21 protein-coding genes are annotated in these 22270 nt (G+C 45.2%); 4 read left to right on the top strand and 17 right to left on the bottom strand.

The annotated features are described in order from the left end of the window. The first annotated feature begins 77 nt into the window (after positions 1-77). Positions 78-1997 carry a TonB-dependent receptor plug domain-containing protein gene (locus tag ACSX1A_RS19385; protein ID WP_439881291.1) on the top strand — a complete coding sequence of 640 codons (1920 nt, stop codon included), beginning with the start codon at positions 78-80 and terminating at the stop codon, positions 1995-1997. Between the two features lie 21 nt (positions 1998-2018). Further along, positions 2019-3104, top strand: a complete 1086-nt coding sequence (locus ACSX1A_RS19380; protein ID WP_439881290.1) for a YncE family protein — start codon at positions 2019-2021, stop codon at positions 3102-3104. A gap of 78 nt (positions 3105-3182) precedes the next feature. On the opposite strand, the gene ACSX1A_RS19375 is transcribed toward ACSX1A_RS19380, so the two are convergent. Beyond that, positions 3183-3491, bottom strand: coding sequence for a hypothetical protein (locus ACSX1A_RS19375; protein ID WP_439881289.1), 309 nt, complete (start codon positions 3489-3491; stop codon positions 3183-3185). 203 nt (positions 3492-3694) lie between these two features. Here ACSX1A_RS19375 and ACSX1A_RS19370 point away from each other — a divergent pair, with 203 nt between their 5' ends. Then, the gene (locus ACSX1A_RS19370; protein ID WP_439881288.1) at positions 3695-3919 is read left to right on the top strand and encodes a DUF2798 domain-containing protein; all 225 of its coding nucleotides are present in this window, start codon (positions 3695-3697) and stop codon (positions 3917-3919) included. A gap of 11 nt (positions 3920-3930) precedes the next feature. Here the strand turns inward: ACSX1A_RS19370 and ACSX1A_RS19365 are convergent, their stop codons facing one another. After that, entirely contained in the window at positions 3931-4464 is a 534-nt protein-coding gene (locus ACSX1A_RS19365) for a hypothetical protein (protein ID WP_439881287.1), read from the bottom strand. Between the two features lie 295 nt (positions 4465-4759). On the opposite strand from ACSX1A_RS19365, the gene ACSX1A_RS19360 reads away from it, so the two are divergent. After that, on the top strand, positions 4760-6967 hold the full coding sequence (locus ACSX1A_RS19360; protein ID WP_439881286.1) for a B12-binding domain-containing radical SAM protein: 2208 nt from the start codon (positions 4760-4762) through the stop codon (positions 6965-6967). A gap of 146 nt (positions 6968-7113) precedes the next feature. On the opposite strand, the gene ACSX1A_RS19355 is transcribed toward ACSX1A_RS19360, so the two are convergent. The 15 genes from ACSX1A_RS19355 to ACSX1A_RS19285 all read right to left on the bottom strand — a co-directional run bounded on the left by ACSX1A_RS19355 (position 7114) and on the right by ACSX1A_RS19285 (position 22035). Then, positions 7114-7248, bottom strand: coding sequence for a hypothetical protein (locus tag ACSX1A_RS19355; RefSeq protein ID WP_439881285.1), 135 nt, complete (start codon positions 7246-7248; stop codon positions 7114-7116). Positions 7249-7352: 104 nt separating this feature from the next. Beyond that, positions 7353-9017 (bottom strand): M28 family metallopeptidase, encoded by a 1665-nt coding sequence (locus tag ACSX1A_RS19350; protein ID WP_439881284.1) that lies wholly within the window; start codon positions 9015-9017, stop codon positions 7353-7355. A gap of 143 nt (positions 9018-9160) precedes the next feature. Then, positions 9161-11188 (bottom strand): excinuclease ABC subunit UvrB, encoded by a 2028-nt coding sequence (gene uvrB / locus ACSX1A_RS19345; RefSeq protein WP_439881283.1) that lies wholly within the window; start codon positions 11186-11188, stop codon positions 9161-9163. A gap of 179 nt (positions 11189-11367) precedes the next feature. Then, positions 11368-11754 carry a hypothetical protein gene (locus tag ACSX1A_RS19340; RefSeq protein WP_439881282.1) on the bottom strand — a complete coding sequence of 129 codons (387 nt, stop codon included), beginning with the start codon at positions 11752-11754 and terminating at the stop codon, positions 11368-11370. A gap of 253 nt (positions 11755-12007) precedes the next feature. Continuing rightward, positions 12008-12385 carry a hypothetical protein gene (locus tag ACSX1A_RS19335; protein ID WP_439881281.1) on the bottom strand — a complete coding sequence of 126 codons (378 nt, stop codon included), beginning with the start codon at positions 12383-12385 and terminating at the stop codon, positions 12008-12010. Between the two features lie 98 nt (positions 12386-12483). Then, positions 12484-12933 carry a hypothetical protein gene (locus tag ACSX1A_RS19330; RefSeq protein WP_439881280.1) on the bottom strand — a complete coding sequence of 150 codons (450 nt, stop codon included), beginning with the start codon at positions 12931-12933 and terminating at the stop codon, positions 12484-12486. A gap of 344 nt (positions 12934-13277) precedes the next feature. Continuing rightward, positions 13278-14930 carry an outer membrane beta-barrel protein gene (locus ACSX1A_RS19325; protein WP_439881279.1) on the bottom strand — a complete coding sequence of 551 codons (1653 nt, stop codon included), beginning with the start codon at positions 14928-14930 and terminating at the stop codon, positions 13278-13280. Next, positions 14914-15492, bottom strand: a complete 579-nt coding sequence (locus ACSX1A_RS19320; protein WP_439881278.1) for an RNA polymerase sigma factor — start codon at positions 15490-15492, stop codon at positions 14914-14916. The genes ACSX1A_RS19325 and ACSX1A_RS19320 overlap by 17 nt, the downstream gene beginning before the upstream one ends. A 256-nt stretch (positions 15493-15748) precedes the next feature. Beyond that, positions 15749-16150, bottom strand: a complete 402-nt coding sequence (locus ACSX1A_RS19315) for a YkvA family protein (protein ID WP_439881277.1) — start codon at positions 16148-16150, stop codon at positions 15749-15751. A 99-nt stretch (positions 16151-16249) separates the two neighbouring features. Further along, entirely contained in the window at positions 16250-16984 is a 735-nt protein-coding gene (locus ACSX1A_RS19310; RefSeq protein WP_439881276.1) for a shikimate dehydrogenase family protein, read from the bottom strand. Between the two features lie 3 nt (positions 16985-16987). Beyond that, positions 16988-17932 (bottom strand): DUF368 domain-containing protein, encoded by a 945-nt coding sequence (locus ACSX1A_RS19305; protein ID WP_439881275.1) that lies wholly within the window; start codon positions 17930-17932, stop codon positions 16988-16990. A 108-nt stretch (positions 17933-18040) separates the two neighbouring features. Continuing rightward, a complete protein-coding gene (locus tag ACSX1A_RS19300) occupies positions 18041-18814 on the bottom strand; it encodes a phosphosulfolactate synthase (RefSeq protein ID WP_439881274.1) in 774 nt (257 codons plus the stop codon). Positions 18815-18820: 6 nt separating this feature from the next. Next, entirely contained in the window at positions 18821-20218 is a 1398-nt protein-coding gene (locus ACSX1A_RS19295; RefSeq protein ID WP_439881273.1) for a tetratricopeptide repeat protein, read from the bottom strand. 66 nt (positions 20219-20284) lie between these two features. Beyond that, the gene (locus ACSX1A_RS19290; RefSeq protein ID WP_439881272.1) at positions 20285-21262 is read right to left on the bottom strand and encodes an NAD-dependent epimerase/dehydratase family protein; all 978 of its coding nucleotides are present in this window, start codon (positions 21260-21262) and stop codon (positions 20285-20287) included. A gap of 26 nt (positions 21263-21288) precedes the next feature. After that, positions 21289-22035, bottom strand: coding sequence for a tyrosine-protein phosphatase (locus tag ACSX1A_RS19285; protein WP_439881271.1), 747 nt, complete (start codon positions 22033-22035; stop codon positions 21289-21291). Positions 22036-22270: the final 235 nt, after the last annotated feature.

The following is a 22270-nucleotide window of genomic DNA, read 5'->3' as shown; positions in this document are numbered from 1 at the left end:
GGCCACCGCTGAAACTGCGTTTGCTGTTACCTCTTTTTTACTTGCCGGCATGCTTCGGGACTAAAGCAAACGGAACATTGGCAAAATTCTTATTTTCTGAAGTATGGCTGATAGCCTGCTGTAGCTTGCTGGCACCTGTTGCCATGGCGCAACAGCAGGATACTACCCTACACCAGTTACACATAGTAGAAGTATTTGGCAAACCCGCTGAAGTATTTTCAGCAGGAAGCCACGTTGCGCATCTGGATAGTACTTACCTCAGCCACCATGCTTCCAGTTCGCTGGCTGATGCTTTACAAGCGCGCACTCCGGTTTACTTTAAGAGCTATGGCATCAGCGGAATCTCCACAGCCGCTTTCAGGGGTACAAACGCCTCTCAAACAGCAGTACTCTGGAATGGGTTACACATCTCCTCTCCTGTTTTAGGGCAAACTGATTTCTCTACATTGCCCGTGAGCGGTTTTGGTGGTGTGGCCTTACAATACGGGTCAGCGGCCGCTGTTTATGGTAGCGGGGCCATTGGCGGTGCAGTTCTGCTCTCTTCTCCGGTTAATGACAACAGAGGACTGGCAGCTGATATTCAGTTAGAAGCTGGCAGCTTTCACCGTGGTTTTGGTAGCGGCAACGTGAGTTACAGCAATGATAAAGTACGGATAGGTGCCAGCGCTTATGGCAGATCTGCAGAAAACGATTTCAAATACAATGACCTGTCCCGGTATGGCACCCCGGAAGTAAAACAGACCAACGCTGCTGTAGTTCAGCACGGATTTACCCAGGATATTAGCTGGCTGGTTAATTCCCGCACAACGGTTGCCATACACGGCTGGTATACTATTTCTGATCGTGAGATACAGCCTGCTATGGGCTCTGTTTACAACAATGCTACACAACAGGATAAGAGCCTGCGCCTTATGTCATTGCTTACCCACGACAGCCACTTCGGGCAGACCAGTATAAAAGCCGCTTACTTTAACGACTACTTAAACTATACCGACCTCTCAACTAATTCGGAAGCGGATGTGGCCACATATCAGCTACAGGCAGAGCAAACTTATACTCGTGCTGATAAGTGGAGTTTACGAGGAGGATTTAATCTGCAACGCTTCATAGCAGAAAATGATGGCTATGCTGGTGTCAAAGATGAAAACAGAGCCTCTGCTTTTGCTCTCTTTCGGTTTGATCCGGTAAAACAGCTAAAACTTAGCCTAAACCTGCGCCAGGCTTTTGTTGAAGGTTATAACCCACACCCAACACCTGCAATGGGTGTGGAATGGAAGTTCTACAATAACAATACTCACCAACTCTCCCTGAAAGGCAGCGCCTCCGGCAGTTACAGAGTACCCACGCTTAATGATCGGTTTTGGCAAGGTGCCGGCAACCCCTCCTTAAAACCCGAACAGGGCTGGAGTTACGAAAGCGGCTTGCGGCATGTGCTGGTGCCGGGCAACTTCTTTCTTCTGGAAACTGAAGCAACGTCTTATTTCATGCAGATTGATGACTGGATACAATGGAGCCCCAACGCAAGAGGCCAGTGGCGACCAACTAATCTGCAACAGGTTATATCCAAAGGCATGGAGCTAAGTACGCAAGCTACAATGAAACGTGGCGAGTTTACTTTATCAGGCGCTGCCGGCTATACTTATACCTCTTCGGAACAGGCGAAGGTTTATGAGGGAACCGGCGATAAAGGAAAGCAACTCATGTATGTGCCCCATCATAAAGCTATACTTAACGCAAGTATAAAGTATAAACAACTTACCGTTTCAGGCGACCTGAACTTTACCGGGCTCCGGTATACCAGCAATTCTGAATCAGGCTACCTGAACAGTTTCATGCTCCTGAACCTGGCGCTAAGTAAAGAGCTTTCAGTGGGGCCTAACAGGCTTGTCCTTAGTTTGAGATCTGATAATGTAACAAACACAGTGTATCAGACAATGGCTTATCGGGCCATGCCTCCAAGGGGCTACACATTTAGCATTCGCTTTCTTATTCCATAGTTAAATTCTTCTCTTAAATTCATGAAAAAAAGTAACTTTTTCCACAGGCTGTTTGCATGCGCTGTATTACTAACAGGTTCTCTTGCCCTCACTAGCTGCGACGAGGCTACAGATGCCCCGGCAGGCACTTACACCGAAGATGGCGTATTTGTAATAAACGAGGGCAACTTTGGGACTCCCAATGGCTCTGTTTCATTTTATAAAACTACCACGCAGGAGGTGCATACCGATGTTTTCAGCAAAGAAAATGAAGGCCGCCCTCTTGGCGATGTGGTGCAGGATATGATGATCCATGATAACCGCGCGTATGTAGTTGCCAACAACAGCAATAAGATTGAGGTTGTGAACGCATCTACCTTTAAGTCGGGGGGAGTTATAGAGGGCTTAAGTGCTCCACGCTATGTAGCTGCGGTAAATGATAAGGCATATGTAACTGAATGGTTACCTGCTAACGCTGATTATAGCTACAACAACGGGCGGGTATCTGTGATTGATCTTAAAACGAACACTGTTTTAAAAACGATTACAGTAGGAGTTCAGCCTGAGCACCTGCTCATTAGCGGCGGCAAAGTTTATGTAACCAACTCGGGAGGAAATACAATTTCGGTTATTAATACGACCACAGATGCTGTTGAAAAAACAATACCGGTTACCTTTGGGCCTAATAGCCTGGTACTTGATACAAACAACATGCTTTGGGTTCTAAGCTCTGGCAACAAAGACTGGGCTTTACCTGAGTCAGCTTATACGGCAGGCGCTTTAAGCAAGATCAACATCTCCACAGGCACTGTTGTAAACACCTTTACATTCCCCAATACCACAGCAATGGCAGATAGACTGGTAATAAACAAAACGTCCGGCATGTTGTACTATAACTATGATGGCCAGGTATACCAGCAAAGCACTACCGCCAACAGCCTTAGCCACAGCATGTTTATCAACAAAAGCTTTTATGGACTTAGTGTAGATCCGGCAACAGGTAATCTTTACGGAGGCGATGCAAATGGCTTTAAAGGTGATGGAACCGTTTATATTTTTACCCCCGCCGGCGTCCAGGCCGGTACATTTAAAGCTGGTATAGCGCCAAGTGGATTTGTTTTTAATTAAGTAACAGAAACCCTTAAAGAAAGAGCGCCCCTGCAACAATACTGCAGGGGCGCTCTTTCTTTCATTAAGGTTTAAAGCTTATTGTACTTCATCTCGATTTACACCATCTCCTTTGCCATCATAGGCGCCATCACCGATCGCTTCATCCGTATTATCCTCATGATTCTCATGGTCGGCATCATCGTAATATTTCTCAAGGTTGGTTGTATCGCTTGTGCGCTTCGTTTCATCATCGTCCCCGACAAGCTCTCCAGCATCTTTTATCTCGCTACGTTCAACATTTGTTTCACCAGGCTCCGTGCCTTTATCACAAGCACTGAATCCTATCGTTGCAACTCCGGCCAGTGTTATGGTTAGTATGGTATTCTTTAATTTATTTTTATTCATTGTAGTGTCGGTTTCCTGTTTAACATAATTGGCATGTTCCGCTATTGTACAGCAGCATCCTACTCAATGTACGACGGCAATTTGTTTAGAGTTAAAATATGCCCCACCTTGTAACAGGCTTCTGAAGAAGTGAACACACAAAAAGGTACTCCTGCTATATAAATCTTTACAAAGCTGTACCTTTGCTTCATAATAACTGGCTAATGAGAAACAATCTTTATCCGCACCTGAAGACCAGGCTTATGCTGATTGCTGTAATCAGTTTACTGCTTGCCTCTGCATTAAATCTCTATACATTCGGAATCAGCTCCGGCTTTCTTATAAACTGGATGCGTTCCTTTTTTGTCTTTTTCGTTTTGATAGGATTTACTGTTATGGCTATAGTACCGGGGGTTAATTACCTGATCAGCAGGATTACCGGCAACTGATAGATATTCATTTATATTTCTACCGTCATCTTCGAATCGATAGTAAGCGCCAGGTTAGCTACCAGTGGATATTTGTCGGATGTTGCCTTTAATCGGAATGTGATAACGCGGCCAGCTTTGATCAGTCCGAGTAGTTTTTGACTGGCGTAAGCATTGGGCACGATCACCGCACCTTTCTGCTTTGCCTCCGGATTTAGCTGATCACAAATACCTTCCAGTCTTCCTAACTCAATAAAATCTTTACTACCCTTTTCTGCGAAGGAAATTTCTCCCTGAAGCTGCTCCAGATCTGAAGTACCTTTCAAGAATACAGTTACACCTGTCAATTCCAGGCTCTTAATATCCTTTTCATATTTTATAAGTTCTGATGTACGGGTATCAACATCTTGCAGCACCAATACAGGCGCCGCAGAACCTGCATCCTGGTACAGCTGTAGTTCCACGTTGTATTTCAAAGGAATATCCTTCTGAAATAACGAGCAAACAGCACCTAATGCTAACAACATTACTGTAATAAACATCTGAACATTATTTTTTGTACTCATACACTATTTTACAATTGGAGTAGTTTCTTAAAGCACAATTATTGAATTACTTATATATAATATTTTTATTGTTTTTTTGAATCAAACAAAGCTAATTAGTTTTTAAATAAATATAAACTATCTATTAAAAATTATTTATTAACTAATATATTAACATTTTTATATATTATATCAACAATGAACCTCCTCCTATATTAAGCTGTTATAAAGCACACCAAATTGAAACAAGAGGTTCTGATGCCATATTTTTTGCAAATTGCATCGGTTTCTGTAACATATTTAAATCCTGAATACTTTGTCGAAGTCTAACATATTGTTGATAACTCCTCCGCTTACACAGCTAAATACTCCCTATCCGGCTACAGCCTATCTAAAAGGATTTCTGAATGGTAGTGGATATGCTGCAGTTAAACAGGCTGATCTGGGGATTGAACTGGTGCTGAAGATGTTCTCTAAGTATGGCCTGACCCGTATCTTCAAAGAAATAGAAACAGGTGCGTATGAGTTATCAGACAACAGCCTACGAATGCTGCGCCTGAAGCGCGAATACCTGCACACTGTTGAGCCCGTAATTCGTTTCCTGCAGAACAAAGACCTGACGCTGGCACAACAAATCAGTTATAGCCGCTTTTTACCCGAGGCCTCCCGCTTTGACCAGGTGGAGGATATTGACTGGGCCTTTGGAAGTATGGGTATTACAGACAGGGCGCGCTACCTGGCAACCTTATACCTCGAAGACCTCGGTGACCTGATCAAAGAAACGGCAAGCCCTTACTTTGGCTTTAGCCGCTATGCTGAGAAGCTGGCTTTATCGGCCACATCTTTCAGCCCAATGGAAGCTGCCCTTCAGGAAAAGCCAAGCCTTATAGATGAAATGTTGCTTGAGCTGCTGGAAGAACATCTGCAGCAGGCCGCACCAGATGTTGTAGGGTTTTCTATTCCCTTTCCGGGTAACCTCTACGGAGGGCTACGGCTGGCACAATATATCAAACAGAAATACCCACACATAAAAACTGCCATGGGAGGCGGTTACCCCAATACTGAATTACGAAGCCTGCGTGAGCCTCGTCTTTTCAAGTACATTGATTTTGTAACTCTGGATGATGGCGAAGGCCCTTGGCTGAAGTTACTGGAATACCTGCAAGAGGAAAGAGAACAGGAAAAACTTCAGCGCACGTTTCTTCTTTCTGATGGGCAGGTACAGTATATCAATGGCTGCCAGGATGCTGATATATCGCATACGGAGGTAGGCACTCCTGATTACAGCGACCTGCAACTAAGTAATTACCTTTCGGTTATCGACGTCATCAACCCGATGCACCGCCTTTGGAGCGATGGCCGCTGGAACAAACTTACTATTGCGCATGGCTGCTACTGGAAACGTTGTTCTTTCTGCGATATCACCCTGGATTATATTAACCGCTACGATGTAGCTCCGGCTACCTTGCTTGTTGACCGCATCGAGCAGATTATAGCCCAAACCGGGCAAACAGGCTTTCATTTCGTAGACGAGGCCGCGCCTCCTGCCCCACTTCGCGACATGGCTATTGAGCTTATCCGCAGGGGTGTTAAAATTAGCTGGTGGGGCAACATCCGTTTCGAGAAGACTTTTACGCCAGACCTGTGTCGCCTGCTGGCTGCCTCAGGCTGCATCGCTGTATCAGGTGGCTTGGAGGTGGCATCAGACAGGTTGCTTGACCTGATGGAGAAGGGTGTGAGCATAGGTCAGGTAGCCCGGGTTACGGATAGCTTTACCCAAGCTGGTATTATGGTGCACGCTTACCTGATGTATGGCTTCCCGACTCAGACCACTCAGGAAACAATGGATTCGTTGGAGGTAGTCCGCCAGCTGTTCCTCAATAATGTAATTCAGTCAGGCTACTGGCACCGCTTTAGCATGACGGCCCATAGCCCTGTCGGCAAAAATCCTGAAAAGTATAATGTAGTGAAAGTTGGGCCACCAGAAGGCGACTTTGCTAACAACGACCTGTGGCACGAAGACCCGAAGGGCACCGACCACAGCTTATTTGGCGAAGGATTGGCAAAGGCGATTTATAATTACATGCATGGTGTGGCACTGGAGGAGCCTCTCTCCTTCTGGTTTGACTTTAAAACACCACGCACTACACTAAAGCCAGACTTAATTAGCACTGCCATAGAGCAACCGCATCGCCCTGATAGTACCCGACTTAATGCCCGTGTTCTTTGGTTGGGTAATACGCCTGAGATAGACTTTACAATGTTTGCTAAAAAAGGGCAGACCATTGAGCGCTGTGTGCTGACCTTTTTTGAAAAAGGGGAAGACTTCCAGATTAAGACCACGGCTACCATAGGTCAATGGCTTTTCGATACTATCCGTAGAATTACGCCGGATAGCAATGAAACACTTACATTAAAGCAATTGAAAGAAATTTTCCCGGCAGAGGCACATTTAAATGCTGATGAGTTTCTGGCTTCGCCTACCTGGTTTGAGTTAAGGGAGAAAGGGTTACTGCTTTTATAAGTCTGGCACTGAATTCTGCACTTATTCTATTCTTTTAAAAATATCAGAAATTTTCAGATACCCGTGCAACCCTTTTACTACAATCGGCATCTTGTACATAGATGGCAGGCAAATGCTTTGACCTGTCGCGATGCTACTACCTACAACTATGAAAAATCCTGGTCCTGTTTCTGCTCCACCCCGGAGTAGAAGCAGGGTAAACCAGTTACCACACTTCCAGGTCTCAATATTCCTTCCTGATTCCGTTCAACAGTAAAATAAATATTCAAGAGCTTTTTCATGTTGAATCGTCAAAGGAATTCACAACATACCCTTTGCTACTAACTTAAAAGGCACCCAAAGTATAACCTTGGGTGCCTTTTAAGTTAAATACTCTTGAAAAACTTTATTTCATGTAAGCTTCGCGGGCTGCCTTGAACTCTGATCCGGTTTTCCATTTTGGCCATTCATTGGAATAAGCCAGTCTTTTACCCACTTTAAACAAAAGAGTAAGGTCATCTACAGCACCTTCTAACACAAGGTCATCGCGCATCTCGTCTGATGGTTTATGATAGTAGTCCGAAAAATACTCATCCAGCTTCTGCTTACCATAGGCTTTTCCTTTTTCCAGATGATCTATACCCGGCCCTATGAACAATGCCGGAACTCCGATCTTGGCGAAATTAAAGTGATCAGACCGATAGTATAGGCCTGCCTCCGGGTTCTCCTCAGGCGCAATATACCTGCCGGCAGCCTTAGCCTCCTCCGTAATGTAGTCCTCCAGTTCTGACTGCCCCAGGCCATACAGGACAATATCTTTCGTTTTTCCATAGGAGTTCATCATGTCCATGTTGATATCAGCCACTGTTTTCTCTTTCGGGATAACCGGGTTAGCAGCGTAATAAGCAGAGCCCCAAAGCCCTTGCTCTTCAGCTGTTACGGCTAAAAAAACGACGCTCCGCTCTGGCGGTGTTGGCAAACTTTTAAATGCCCTGGCAAGTTCAAGCAATCCCGCCACACCTGTTGCATCGTCCACGGCGCCGTTATAAATACTATCTCCGGTGGCATCTGCTTTGCCATATCCCAGGTGGTCCCAATGTGCTGTGTAAATAACTGCCTCATCCGGCTTAGTGCTACCCGGAATCTTAGCTATAAAGTTGTAGCTCTTATCATAAGCTACATTCGTTTTCAGCGATGTGCTTACCTTTAACCCCATTGGTTGAGGTTTCGCTCCTGGCTTTGATGCTCTGGCTACTGTGGCCGCATAATCCATACCGGCGGCATCAAATAACTTTTGGGCTGTGGCATCAGTTACCCATCCTTCAATAGCGCACTTATAGGATTCATTGCCACGTTCATCGAGGTATAGTTTAGAGGTATTCCAATTGTTCTGTACCACTTCAAAACCGTAACCTGCCGGTTCTGTTCTATGTATGATCAGGCAGCCTTTTGCACCTTGTCTGGCTGCTTCTTCAAACTTATAGGTCCAGCGGCCATAATAGGTCATGGCATTGCCTTTGAATTTGTCTGGGGTCCGTTCGTAAAATCCGGGATCATTAACCATTATGAGCACAATCTTGTCTTTCACATCCAACCCGGCATAATCATTCCAGTTATACTCTGGTGATACAATGCCAAAGCCTGCAAATACAAGCTCTTCGCTATTGATGTCAATAACTGGTTCTGTGCGTCGGGTCCATAGTACGTAATCTTCACGGCCCTGCAATACAAACTCCTTTCCATTGCCTTTTATTATCATCTTCTGGCTTGGAGTCGTTTTTATATCCACCATCGGTACTTCCTGCAGGTAGCTTTCACCATTGCCGGGTTCCAGGCCAAGAGCTTTAAACTCCTTCTCCAGGTACTGTAGCGTTTTCTTTTCTCCACTGGTAAAAGGCTTCCGCCCTTCCATTTCATCAGAAGCTAGCGCTGTCATGTACTTCCCATAATTTTCAGTGGACAGTGTCGCTACATTTTCAGATTCATTTGCGGCAGTTTCGCTTACGGTAGAACTGCATGCAGAAAGCATTCCTATCAGAACAGGCAATACCAGAATGGCTATTTTATTCATGCTTATACTTAATTAATGTTTCAGTGAGATTTATACTAAGGCCCTACCAAAACTTATTACCAACACTTAATCAAAAAAGGGGCTGACACCTACTTGTAATAAAAAAGCGGCACTATGCGGGCAGCAGCATTTTGATCTTCACGTTAATCCCGCTTGGTCTTTAGCAGCTTTTTTAGCTCAGTCAGTTCATCTCTATATTTGGCAGCTTGTAAAAAGTCCAGGTCTTTTGCGGCAGCTTCCATCTGCTTCTCTGTTTTCTTGATCAGCTTTTCCAACTCCTCCCGCTTCATGGTCTGGATGATCGGTTCTGCAGCAAGCGACACTTCTTCCGGACCTACATACATTTTTACTTCTTTCTTGCGAGCATCAGCAACTGAAGTCTGCTCCCTGATTTCATCATGAGATTTAAAGATGGTGCGTGGCGTTATACCATGTTCTTCGTTATAAGCCATCTGTGTAGCACGTCTACGGTTCGTTTCATCTATAGCGCGCTGCATAGAGCCGGTCATCCGATCAGCATACATGATCACTTTGCCTTTTTCATTACGGGCGGCTCGTCCCATAGTCTGTATCAGTGAACGCTGGTCGCGCAGAAAGCCTTCTTTATCGGCATCCAGAATGGCAACCAGACTTACCTCCGGCAAATCCAACCCTTCGCGCAGCAGGTTTACCCCTACCAATACATCTATTACTCCTAAGCGTAACTCGCGCAGAATTTCAACCCTGTCCAGAGTTTTAACTTCGGAATGCAGATATTTGGTTTTAATGTTCAGGCGATCCAGGTACTTCGTCAACTCTTCTGACATACGCTTCGTCAGCGTTGTCACCAATACTCGGGCTCCTTCTTTAACGCGCTCATCTATCTCATCCAGCAGGTCGTCTACCTGGTTTGTGCTCGGACGAACTTCTATAACCGGGTCAAGTAAGCCGGTAGGACGTATGATCTGTTCTACAATTACACCTTCAGATTTCTGTATCTCGTAATCGCCTGGTGTAGCGCTCACAAACACAACCTGGTGCATCATACTTTCAAACTCGTTAAACGTGAGGGGCCGGTTGTCCATGGCAGCCGGTAACCGGAAACCATATTCTACTAAAGCAACTTTCCGGGAGCGGTCACCGCCCCACATAGCGCGCACCTGTGGCACCGTTACATGACTCTCGTCGATCACCATCATGAAATCATCCGGGAAATAGTCAAGCAAACAGAAAGGCCGGGACCCTGGGGAACGCCTGTCGAAATAACGCGAATAATTTTCGATGCCTGAACAGTATCCCAGCTCACGTATCATCTCCAGGTCAAACTCGGTACGCTCTTTTATACGCTTGGCTTCCGTAGGCCTGTCCTCTTTAAGAAAGTACTCATGCTGTGCCACCATATCAAATTGAATCTCATTGATGGCCTGGTGCAGCGTATCTTTACCTGTTACGAAGAGGTTAGCCGGGTATAGTGTTATAGCCTTCTCGTCAGATAACTTTTTGCCTGACTGCGGGTCGATGCGGTGTATTTGTTCCAGCTCATCTCCGAAGAAATATAAACGGTATGCAAAGTCTGCATAAGCCGGATAAATATCTACTGTATCGCCTTTTACCCTGAATGTTCCACGTGTGAACTCTGCTTCGGTACGGCTGTACAGGATCTGAACAAAAGTATAAAGCAGGTTATTACGGCTATGTCGCTGACCGGGTGCCAGGTAAAGTACGTTCTTCCCAAATTCTTCCGGATTACCAATACCATAAATGCACGACACCGATGCTACCACCACAATATCTCTCCTGCCGGAAAGCAACGCTGAGGTAGTATGAAGCCTCAGTTTCTCGATCTCTTCGTTTATGGCAAGATCCTTCTCTATAAAAACATCCGATGAAGCAATATATGCTTCAGGCTGGTAATAATCATAGTAGGAGATGAAGTACTCCACTGCATTTTCCGGGAAAAACTGCTTAAACTCCCCGTAAAGCTGTGCCGCAAGTGTTTTATTGTGACATAACACCAGCGTAGGCTTGCCAGTGTTCCTGATCACATTTGCCATCGTAAACGTTTTACCAGTACCTGTGGCACCAAGCAAAACCTGCGCGGGTTCCCCCTTATTTATACCCTCAGTAAGTTGGGCAATTGCTTTCGGCTGGTCGCCGGTTGGTTGAAACTCTGATGTTAATATAAAATCCATTTTCCTGTTTTACGGATCAGTAAAGATAAACTATAACATTTAAAACAAACAGGAAGTTTGCCTGCTGTCAATTTATGATGTTGATACGTGGTTGCTGCAAGGTATGGCTGTAAACAAAAAGAAGCCTGCTGAGAACAGCAGGCTTCCTGGTAGTATTTGTGCAGGAAAAAATGTCTAACTTAATTCCCATCTGCAACTACCGGTGCAGGTTCTGGTTGGCTGCAGATACTTGAAATAGTTGCAGCCTCATATCTTATAAAAATTGCGAGACATAGAGGAATATCATCTTCCCTGTCTTCTAATTGGCATGTAAATTTAGTGCCTGCCTGTTTCAAGTTTTCAGGCACATTGTCTACTGTCACATAGCGCGGCTGTACTCCATTACCACACCGTACTATTCCGTCTACAGAACTATTCTCATCTAAAATCTCCAGCACAACTCCACCTCCACAAGGATCATTGTCTACTACACGTACCTCAACACAAGGTGACACCTCTGCTTCTTCACAGCTGCTTAAAAAGATAACGAAGGCAAAACAGAATAAAGTGTAAATAGTTTTTTTCATAATACTCAGTTAATGCTTCCAACAAGGTTATCTTTTAACCGCACTCATTCACATGACCCTAACCTGTATCATTTGGTTGCAAGCAGGTAAAACTTTTTATTGAAAACAGGTAGCAAGCGTACCTGAAGTTGCTACGTAAGCCCTAAATGAGGTAAACCCAGAAATAAAAAAGACCCGCCATAGAGCTGGCAGGCCTTTTACGTAAACACTATTTCCAATCAAAACAACACTAATAATAATATAGCAGTAGCACTTATAGGTGCGTAACAGTGCTGCCACATACGCGTTTTACTTGTACAGCCGGATACATAACCGCTACTGACACACAACGTGGTGCACTCTCACCATAGATTTCCAGTGCTAGCCCAACAGCAGTTCCTGGCTGCCTTAGCTCCTCCGGAAGATTATTTGTAGTAACATACCCTCCTTGCAGTTGGCCAGTATAGCCGTTGCTCAGTTTGCCCGAAGCTTCAGTGCTTTCAGCTAATTTCAGAATATACCACCCGCTGTCACAATCCGGCCCTACAACTTCGGCACTAATGCACACGGGTTCCGGTGCAACTTCGGTACATCTGGTTAAAAGTACTGCCAGAAACAGGTATAGCAGGGTAGTATATAAAAAACTTTTCATAGGTATTATATTGTACTAATGGCAGTTCGTTTTTGTAAGGCAGTCTGAAACTAACACAATTGCGGTACTACAAACACCCTGTGTTACAGCCCGCATAATTACCGGGTCAGTTCATAGGTGTCAGTAAAAACTGCAGCAGGGTCCCGGCCCTTAAACTCATTTCTTAATACCACTCTGTCAGTCCTGAGTTCTTCTACTATAAAGGTGCCTGACCAATTAGTCGTAGTTAAAATGATGGCATCACGGCGCGAATAATCAGCAGCAAAGCTTGTCTTCTGTCGTACGTCCTGCTCATCTCGCTGCACCAGATAGGCACTATCTGCCTTAAATTCGAAATAGTCCTGTGCAGTGCCAGCATAATAAGTAGTATTACAATTGTTTTCCCGGCAGAGCCTGTAACTGATCCTGTTTATAAACCACTTCCCTTGCACGGACGCTTTAAGACCTACTGAGTCCAGCGCTGGGGCAGGTTCTTCATTCTTAAAACATCCGGCAAGAGTAGTCAGGGCAAAAAAGCCCATAGCAACTACATAAGTAGTCTTCTTCATAGCTTAGATAGGAGCGAATAAAAGTATAATTTTTACCTTCTCTGTAGAAACAGAAGGTTTCCGGTGTACCATAAGACTATGCATTGCTGCATCACCTTTTGGCAGGCAGTTGGTGTATTCCGCTTTGGCTTTTACCCAGAGAAAATCACTGACATTAAAAGCAACATAAGCAGTACATACCACCCAGATAAATTTGCTTTGGCAACAGCTACTAGCGCAGCAAAGGTACTAGCATTCGTTTTCATAATTTTTTCTGATGATGTTCAGGTTATCTGCAAACGCTTTCATCAACATGACCCGCCTGTGGCTGCTTTGGTTGCAGGCTGTAGAGAAAAAATTTCTTTTTACCTCCGGCTAAGGTCATAGTTTACCGACATGTTTACACCAACGGTGTACGGTCTGCCCTGCGGAGCCAACGCCTTATCCGGTTCAGCTAACAACGAGTTGAAGTAGCCCCTGAACTCAGGACCCGCAGTCACAGAAATTGCTTTTGCAACACGCTTTCCTACACCCAGAGATACATTGCCAGAGAACTGGACCTTGCGGAAAGGTGAATCATCTCCATAATCGTAGCTTACATCTTTAACCTCATTGTTAGAAGCCATCACTGTTGTTTCTACTAAAAAGTTAGCAGCAACCCCTCCTGATGTGTACCAGAACCAATCTTTATTTATGTTGCCTTCATACTGCAGGCCAACAGGTAGTGTCACGTGGCGGTACCGGTAGTTTACATAAAAGTCATCTGTCTTGTCTACACTCAGGGAGTCTGTAGAGAAATTATTATTCAAGGATGGCAGGAACACGGAAGTAGCAGGCATGGCTACACGCTCATTGGTAGTAGGCTTGATCCAGAACTGCTTTACAATGTAGCTTGATTTTGTTCGGGATGTGTTCTGTGTAAAGCCCAGTCCTGAAAGCAATTTGAGTTTTTTACCGAGTTTAAAGCCTGTTTTAACCTCAACAGCATAAGAAAAAGCCGGATCAGTGTTTGCCTCAAACTCATCACGCGCCGCATCCATGTTACTTGCTGATTCTGCCGTCTTGTCCGGCCCAGACGATACTAAGCTATACCTGGACACGGTGCCCATCATCTGCTCTGGCATGCCTATGTTTTGGTTGAAATAAGATGGTGCGTAGCCCATGCCCAAGGTCCAACGGCTATCTGAACTGCCTTCCTTCTCTTCCTTTTCTGCACCCGAATTATTAAGCGCCATGGCAAGAGCTTCACTTCTCTGCTGTTTAGCAGCCATATCTTCCCGGACTGTTGTGCTGAGTTCTACCAAAGACTTCTGACGCTCTGAATATCTTGCAAAAGAGTTGATGGAAGAACCATTAAAAGATGGCGGGATCGAGGTTATTGCTTGACGGGCAGTCTGATAAAATGGCCTCAGTGACGTGAAAGCTGACTTATTTGCTATGCTTTCCTTTGCAGCACCTTCTGCACCGCCAAATATTTGATCGCTGTTAGCAGTAAGTTTGATACCATATGCCGTGGGAAGCGCTCCTGCTAACTGCTTATCTTTTACCGGAGCATTACTACCCTTCTCAGCTACAGTTGTTGCTGCTAAAGGACTAACGTTCTGTGTATCTTCTGACAAATTGCTGGCAACAGGATTGACAACTGAAGAGGCTTCCTGCCCTACGTCAGCCAATCCTTCCGGAGATGCACTCTCAAGCACATTGCCTTCCGCTGCCTTTGCTATTTCATTTTGTCCCCTTGGAGAAAGGTCAAGTTGTACAGTAGCAATGGCAGCAGCCTCATCCTGCTTGAAGTGATATGTTAACAGTGCTCCTGCCAACACGAAAAGGACAAAACATGCTGCCGCCAGTTGGCGGTAAAGCACCATCCTGCCTTTGTAGTGGCTGCTTTCCTGAATCGTCAGGTCATGATCTATGCGGGCCCATAGGTCAGGAGATGGCGAAGCCTCAGCGTCGTGCATCCGGCGCTGGAATTCTTCCTCCAGTGGTCCACGGTTATGGTTAGCTGCTGATGACATGCTCATTATAGTTTTTTTCCTGGCGCGTTAGCATACCCTGCAGTATGGCTCTGGCGCGTGAATATTGTGATTTTGATGTTCCTTCCGAAATGCCTAGCATTTCGCCTATTTCCTTGTGGTTGTAACCTTCTATGGCATAGAGGTTAAAAACCATTCTGTAACGCGGGGCAAGGCTTTGAATTATTCCCATCAGCTCATCCATACTATAGCTGCTTAGGCTATAGCTATCAGAAGCAATGCTGGCTACTTCCTCTGTCTCATGCGAAACCGTTAGAAGTTGTTTACTGCGCAAATGTTTCAGCGCCGTATTCACCATGATCTTCCTGACCCAGAACTCCAGTGGACAATCTTTCTTAAAGTTCTGAAGGTTTGAAAAAACCTTTACAAAAGCCTCCTGCATTATATCCTCTGCCTCGAAAGTAGTAGGAGCATAACGCAGACACACCGCCATCATCTTGCTGGCATAAAGGTCATAGAGCAGTCGCTGCATCTCCCGCTTACCGGAAATGCACCCCTCTATGAGCTTATCCTCTTCAGATTTTGGTTTAGTAAAAAGCTTCAAACGCTGCCAGATTATGCCTTACACAACTCTATGATTCTTATCAGGCACAAAGGGTTGCAAGGCTATAAAAATATTTTGGGAATAAAGGACGGCATCAAAATGATCGCATCACTTTAGGCAGACAAATGTATAAAAATTTTGGGGTTTTATATAGTTACAGCTTGAAGAATATAAAGCTGTGCGGTGTACTTTATGCACGCCTGAGCAGGTACAAACCAGAAAGTATTTCGCTTGAGTATAGTAACTAGTATAGTAACTAAAGTACAGAAGTGTGCAAAAACTTATAACACATCAGTGATATAAATGTAAAAGCGAGTAACCAGACATAATTTACAATTCTGGTCGCATTTACCGCTCTTTCTGAAGAACCATTGAATTCGTCGAATGCCTGGAGCCTTGCCTGCTCCACTACCGTTTTAGACAGCAGGTGGTAAGAGAAGTGAAATCCCAAGGCCACCACAATAACATCGTCCAGGAAACCAAACACCGCCACCATATCCGGAATAAAATCTATTGGGCTGATGGCATAACCGATGGCAAACGCCAGGAGTATACGAGCAGACCAATGCACCCGCTGATCACGATAAGATAAATACAGGGTGTAGATCTCTACATTAAGGGCATTGGTTTTCTGTTTTAGGGCGCTAAGTTGCATCATGCTAGTAGGTTTGAGCTTCACGTCTTCTACGTGAGAGCACCCGCTAAATGTTGCGTTGCCACAGAATAAATATATTAATACCTGTATGTTTGCCTGCTGTTATAGATTCCAAACCCGCCAGGCAGCCTCAGCCTGTGCATAGAGCATTTGCAGACCATTCATTGTATGAGCACCAGCCGCCGCAGCCTTTTGCAGAAAAACAGTTTGTTCTGGATTGTACACCAGGTCATAAACGTAATGATCGCTTGTTAGAGCCCCATAATTTAGCTCAGGGAAAGTGGCTGTATGCGGTGCCATTCCTAAGGGAGTAGTATTCACTAATAAGTTGTGTTGTTGTAACACTTCTTTTGTTAACTGGCCATAGTACAGTGAGCTTTCTCCCGGGTCTCTTGAAACAAGTTTATATGGAATATGCAGGTCTGCCAGGGCAGTGATCACAGCCTGAGCAGCGCCCCCTGTTCCTAATACCAACGCTTTACCACGCGCATTTATAGGGTAAAACGTATCTAAAGTGGACTTAAAACCTACATAATCAGTATTGAAGCCCCTGGTTTTGCCATTCCTGATCCTGATGGTGTTCACTGCACCAATGCGTGTGGCAGCCTCATCCATTTCATCAAGCAGGGGTATTACCTGTTGCTTATAAGGTATGGTCACATTCAGCCCCGCCAGGTCCGGCTCCCGTTGCAGCAAGCTTTTTAACTCCTCTACCTCCTGTAATTCATAAAGCTCATAGGTGGTATCTGCTATTCCTTCCCTTTTAAACTTCTCAGTGAAGTACTGTTTAGAGAAAGAGTGCCCCAGCTTTTTACCGATCAGGCCGAACTTGCGCATGCCTTATACTTGAGTTGTATTGTCGTCTGTAAATTTATCCACCAGGTATACCAGCATAAATCCAAAAATCGCCAGCACCACACCATAAACGAGGTAGGATTCTTTTCCTGTGAGAGACTCATAAGCTCCCGGCAACACGTTGTCCTGTATCAGAGGCTTAACTTCTCCGTGCCGGTCTGTATAGGTTTCTATAGTCAGCTTCCAGGGCCATACTTTGTTAAGAGAACCTACCATAAAACCGGTCAGGAGGGCAACTGTTACGTTGTGGTACTTCTTCAGCATCCAGTTGATCACATGCGAGAAAGAAAGTATACCAGTTAAACAGCCTGCACCAAATACCAGGATCACATCTACCTTCAGTTCCTTTACCGCCCCCAGAATGTACTCATACTTTGACAGCAGCACCAGCAGGAAGCTTCCTGAGATACCAGGCAAAATCATGGCACATATAGCAATGGCTCCTGATAGAAAGATAAACCAGTATGCCTCAGGGGTTTGTGTAGGAGTAGCCACAGTCACGTAATAAGCAATGGCTGCCCCTGCTAATCCTGCCAGCGGTACACCCCAGGTCCAGCGGGTAATCTTTTTGCTCACCACAACAGCCGATGCCACAATCAGCCCGAAGAAAAAAGACCAGAGTAATTCCGGGTAATTCTCCAGCAGGAAAAGTATAAGCCTTGATAAAGACGCAATTGAAAAAAGAATGCCTGATATAAGCACTACCAGAAAGTTGCCATTAATATGACTCCAGAAGTCGGCTAGCCTGAACCGGATGAGCAGCTTTACAGCCTCACCGTCTACAGAGCGTATCGAGCCGAGCAGTTCCTCATAGATGCCGGTAATAAAGGCGATGGTACCACCCGATACTCCTGGCACCACATCGGCAGCCCCCATGCTTACTCCCTTCGAAAAAAGCAGGATGTATTCTCTTAATGATCTCCTTTTCATTGATTCTTTTGGCTGCTTAACCTGGCTCATATTGTTACTTAACTAAAATTGCCCGTGCGGGCGTCCCGACGGGCAATTTATATACTTTTGATTTTATACTTCAATCCTCTAACAAGGTTTTTCTAAATCAAGGAAATGCAGGAAAGTATCGCCGCGCAGTCCTAACCGAATCGTTTCCAGAGGAATAACTTCATTTGGCGCAATGTTTCCGAGATTCACATTGGCTCCCAACAGCTTGATAAACCAAACCTGCTGTGCCTTTTGCGGCGCTTCCCAAAGGATTTTTTCAAAAGGGATCTGCGTCAGGATCTCTTCTACCAAACCACTACGCACTTCACCTGTAGAACGGAACAAACCAACATTACCGCCTTCACGCGCCTCCCCGATCACTTTCCAGGCACCGGCTTCCAGCTCTGCATTCATAAGCTTTATCCACATGTAAGGCGGGATTATCTTTTCAGCATCTTTAGAGCCTACTTCTGATAACACCGTTACCTGCTCTGCCAGTTGCTTAATGTAATTGCATTTCTCATCGTGCGGCAGCTCGATAGATCCATCCGATACTTCAGCAAACGTCATGTTATACTTATCAAGTACACGGCGATAATCATCAAACTGGTTCCTGATGATAAAGGCTTCGAACAGAGTTCCACCAAAATAAGTAGGTATGCCGGCGGCTTTATATACATCCAGCTTCTTTTGTAAATTAGGCGATACATACGAAGTGCCCCAGCCCAACTTTACAATGTCTACATAATCTCCGGCTACTTCCAGAAAGTCCTCTACCTCCCGTACGCTAAGACCTTTGTCCATAGCCATGGTATAGCCGCGTTCGCGTGGTTTTGCCTCGCGCTCCGGGATACTCTTCAGCGAATAGTTCATCTAATTTTATTTGCGATATTGATCAATTAACCTGGATAAGGCGCGCTGCGACTCCAGCTCAGGGAAGAACTCAAACAGCAGCTTGTGCTTATCGAAGTCCAAAATTAATGCATTTTCCAGATAATTATAAGCTTCGCGGTATTTTCCTGCCGAAAGCATGTATGCACAAGCCCTATAATACAGCTCTGCTTCGTCTGGTTGCAGTTCTATCGCATTCAAAATAATTTCGATGGCCTCTTCAAAATTGCCTTGTTCAAACAGAATGATGGACCAGTTCAGGTAAATATTCTTATCGCTTGGTTGCACATCGGCTGCACGCGCATAGCTCTCCAGTGCCGATACCACGTGCCCCACATTGTACTCGGCACCAGCCAGCGCCACCCAATAGTCCGCACTGTCATCGTACAGTTCCACAGCTTTTTTGTAAAAGTGTACCGCTTCGTACCATTTGCCCTGTGCATCCAGTATCACCCCAATCCCAAACCAGGCTTCATCCATTTCCGGGTCCAGGTCAACTGACTTCTGGTAGTACCTGCGGGACAGGTCCCACTGCAGCAGTTTCTCGTAGCACTCCCCTATGTTACAGTATACCTCCGCAGAAGGAGAGCCGTGCTCCAGCATGGCGTTAAACCCTTCTATGGCTTTGGTATACTCACCCAGGAACACGTACGCATTGGCCATGTTATTGTAAGCTGTTATAAAATCAGGCTTGATGATCGTGGCATAATCATAGGCTGCAATAGCCTTATCATATATGCCCTGTTTGTTATACACGTTGCCAAGGTTAAACCAGGCCACATAAGAATAAGGGTCCTTATCGACAAACTCCTGGAAAAACGGGATGTGATCACGTATGGTACCCGTCAGCTCCATGCAATAAATGACTTCCTGCATAGCAGCCTCGTTTTCAAGGTTCAACGCTACGCACTTTTTATAGTATTTGATGGCAGCGTTAAATTTACCCCACGTCTGGTAGGCCAGGCCAATGTTAAAGTAGATATCATCCCTGTCTTCAGAATAAGCAAGGGCTTTTTTAAAATAGTCAATAGCATCACGAAACTCGCCGCGCTGTGTATAGATAATACCACGTGTTAGCTGCACGTCTGCACTCTCCGGCTCTACCTCGGCCACTTGGTTTATAAGAACAAGGGCATCCTCAAAATTGCCGGACATTGCCAGCAGCTGCGCCTTATCAATCATCAATCCTGATGAAAAGGGATATTGCACCAATGCTGTGTCACAGGCTATTAAAGCCTTTTTGTAATCGAAATTAGCAGTATAATGATCTATTATTAATTCAAAATCAGAGAGATCAAAAAATACGGTCTCATCACTTCCGAGCATCTGCTCGAAACGGTTTATCAACTCCAGCTCCTCGCTGTGTTCTTCAAAGTCATCTTTCATCTCAAAAATCCAACAAGCTGCAAGGGAACAGCCTTTTTTCTATTACATTTTTACACCGCAAATAGTTTACCGCAATTCAGGTGCGGCGGCCTTTAATTCTTGACAAACCCAGGCTATACTTTCGGCTAAGGGCCTGAAGGTAAGGCCAGTTGCCTTTTTAACCTTATCATTGCTGAAAAAATGGTTTTTTCCGGATACGCGAGCTGTGTCCTTTGTAATCAGGGGGCGCCCGCCGGTAAACCAGGTACGGATACTCTCCAGTCGCCACACAACCTCAGCCAGGGCAGGAGGCACTTTAACCGAAGGTGCCTTTTTACCGAAGCCATCGGCCACACTCTTAAAAAAAGCTTTGTAGCTTACCTGTTCGGCATTAAGTATAAACCGTTCTCCGGTCACACCCGAGAAAGTCAGTTTCATCATCGCCTCCACTACATCACGAACATCCACAAAATTTGCGCTGCCCTGTGTGTAAAAGAGTCGTTCGTTGTAAACATATCTGAATAGTTGCGTGCTGCTGCGGTTCCAGTCTGCAGGACCAAGTATAACTGATGGGTTAACGATCACTGCATCTAACCCCTCCGAAATACCACGCCATACTTCCAACTCGCCCAAGTATTTGGAACTTGCATAAGCAGAGTGCTCAGCGGCAGAATCCCATTTGCTATTTTCTGCAAGCACTGTCACTCCTTTAGGCCTGCCAACTGCCGCAATGGAACTTACATGGCACAACTTTACATCCCCATGTTCCAGGCAAGCGTCTACAATGTTTGCAGTACCTTCAATATTTACTTGCTTCAGTAGTTCCTTATCCTGCGGCGCATAAGACACTAGCCCGGCACAATGAAACACATATTGCACATCTTTAAGCGCATCGCGCAGAAAAACAGGATCAAGTATGTCTCCCTCTACCCACGTTACCTGCTGTGCATTATGTACCTGGGGTATACTTCCGCGATATAGTGCTTTCACCGTATGCCCCTGCTCCAGAAGTGCCGGAATCAGAAAGTTGCCTATGAGGCCACTCCCGCCTGTTACAAATACCATGTGGCAGATAGTTAGTGAGGGAAATATTATAACTGATTGTTGCGCAACGGTAAAGCAAATGCTTTAGTCAGGTACTTTGACGACAGCACCTTTTGAAGCGAATCCGTATGCTTCAGGCCATGTGTATCTGTGCCCAGAAAATCAACCATTCCATTATCAATCAGCTTTTCAGCTACACTTTTTGCCCCTGATGAGTAGTAACCGCTCAGAGAGTTCAGGTTGGGCTGAAAGAACACTCCCAGTTCTTTTAGTTCAGCCAGGCTGTCGAACTTGCCATAAAAGTAGCTATACCGTTCCGGGTGTGCCAGTACTGGCTTATACCCTTTGGAGCGCATCTTGAATATTGCTTCACGCAGGTTCAGAGGTTCATTCAGGAAAGAGGTCTCAAACAGCAGGTAATTATCGCCAAAGGTCAGCAGTTCCTGTCCTGTATCCAGTTTCTCCAGAAAGCCCTCGTCCAGGTAATATTCGGCGGCACAAGCCAATTCCATTTCAATTCCTGCCTCCTTCACGGCATCCTGCAGTAACGCCAGCCGTTCACGTATTCCCTCCGGCGTGTTTCTATAGAAGTCACTCATGATGTGCGGCGTCATGATCAGTTTATGGTAGCCCATATCTTTCATGACCTGCACCAGCTCAAGAGACCTTTCCAGGCTATCCGACCCATCGTCAAGGCCAGGAAGGATATGTGAGTGCATGTCTACGCCAAGGGTGCTGAAAGACTCCTCAGCCACCTCTTCTCCTCCAAATAAGTTTTTAAAAAACTTTTTCATCTCCTGTTTCCGAACTTATTTATACGCGCTTTGCCTAGAACTAAAAGCAAAATACATTCAAAATAACGCAAATAAAATCCCCTATCAAAAAATATACCTCTCGGCCTTACTTTTTTGACCTTTACAAAGGCATAAGATGCTTTAATTCATGCACCTTCATTGTACGTTTACGCGCATTTGTATAGCTTTGTAAACAACGGATAGTGTATAGCCGTTATATATGCGTCGTTTAAAC

It is taken from the genome of Pontibacter sp. MBLB2868, from assembly GCF_051904785.1.
In the GTDB taxonomy this organism is placed as follows: Bacteria; Bacteroidota; Bacteroidia; order Cytophagales; family Hymenobacteraceae; genus Pontibacter.
Note: the sequence above shows the minus strand (reverse complement) of the source record. Positions and strands in the feature narration are given on the sequence as shown.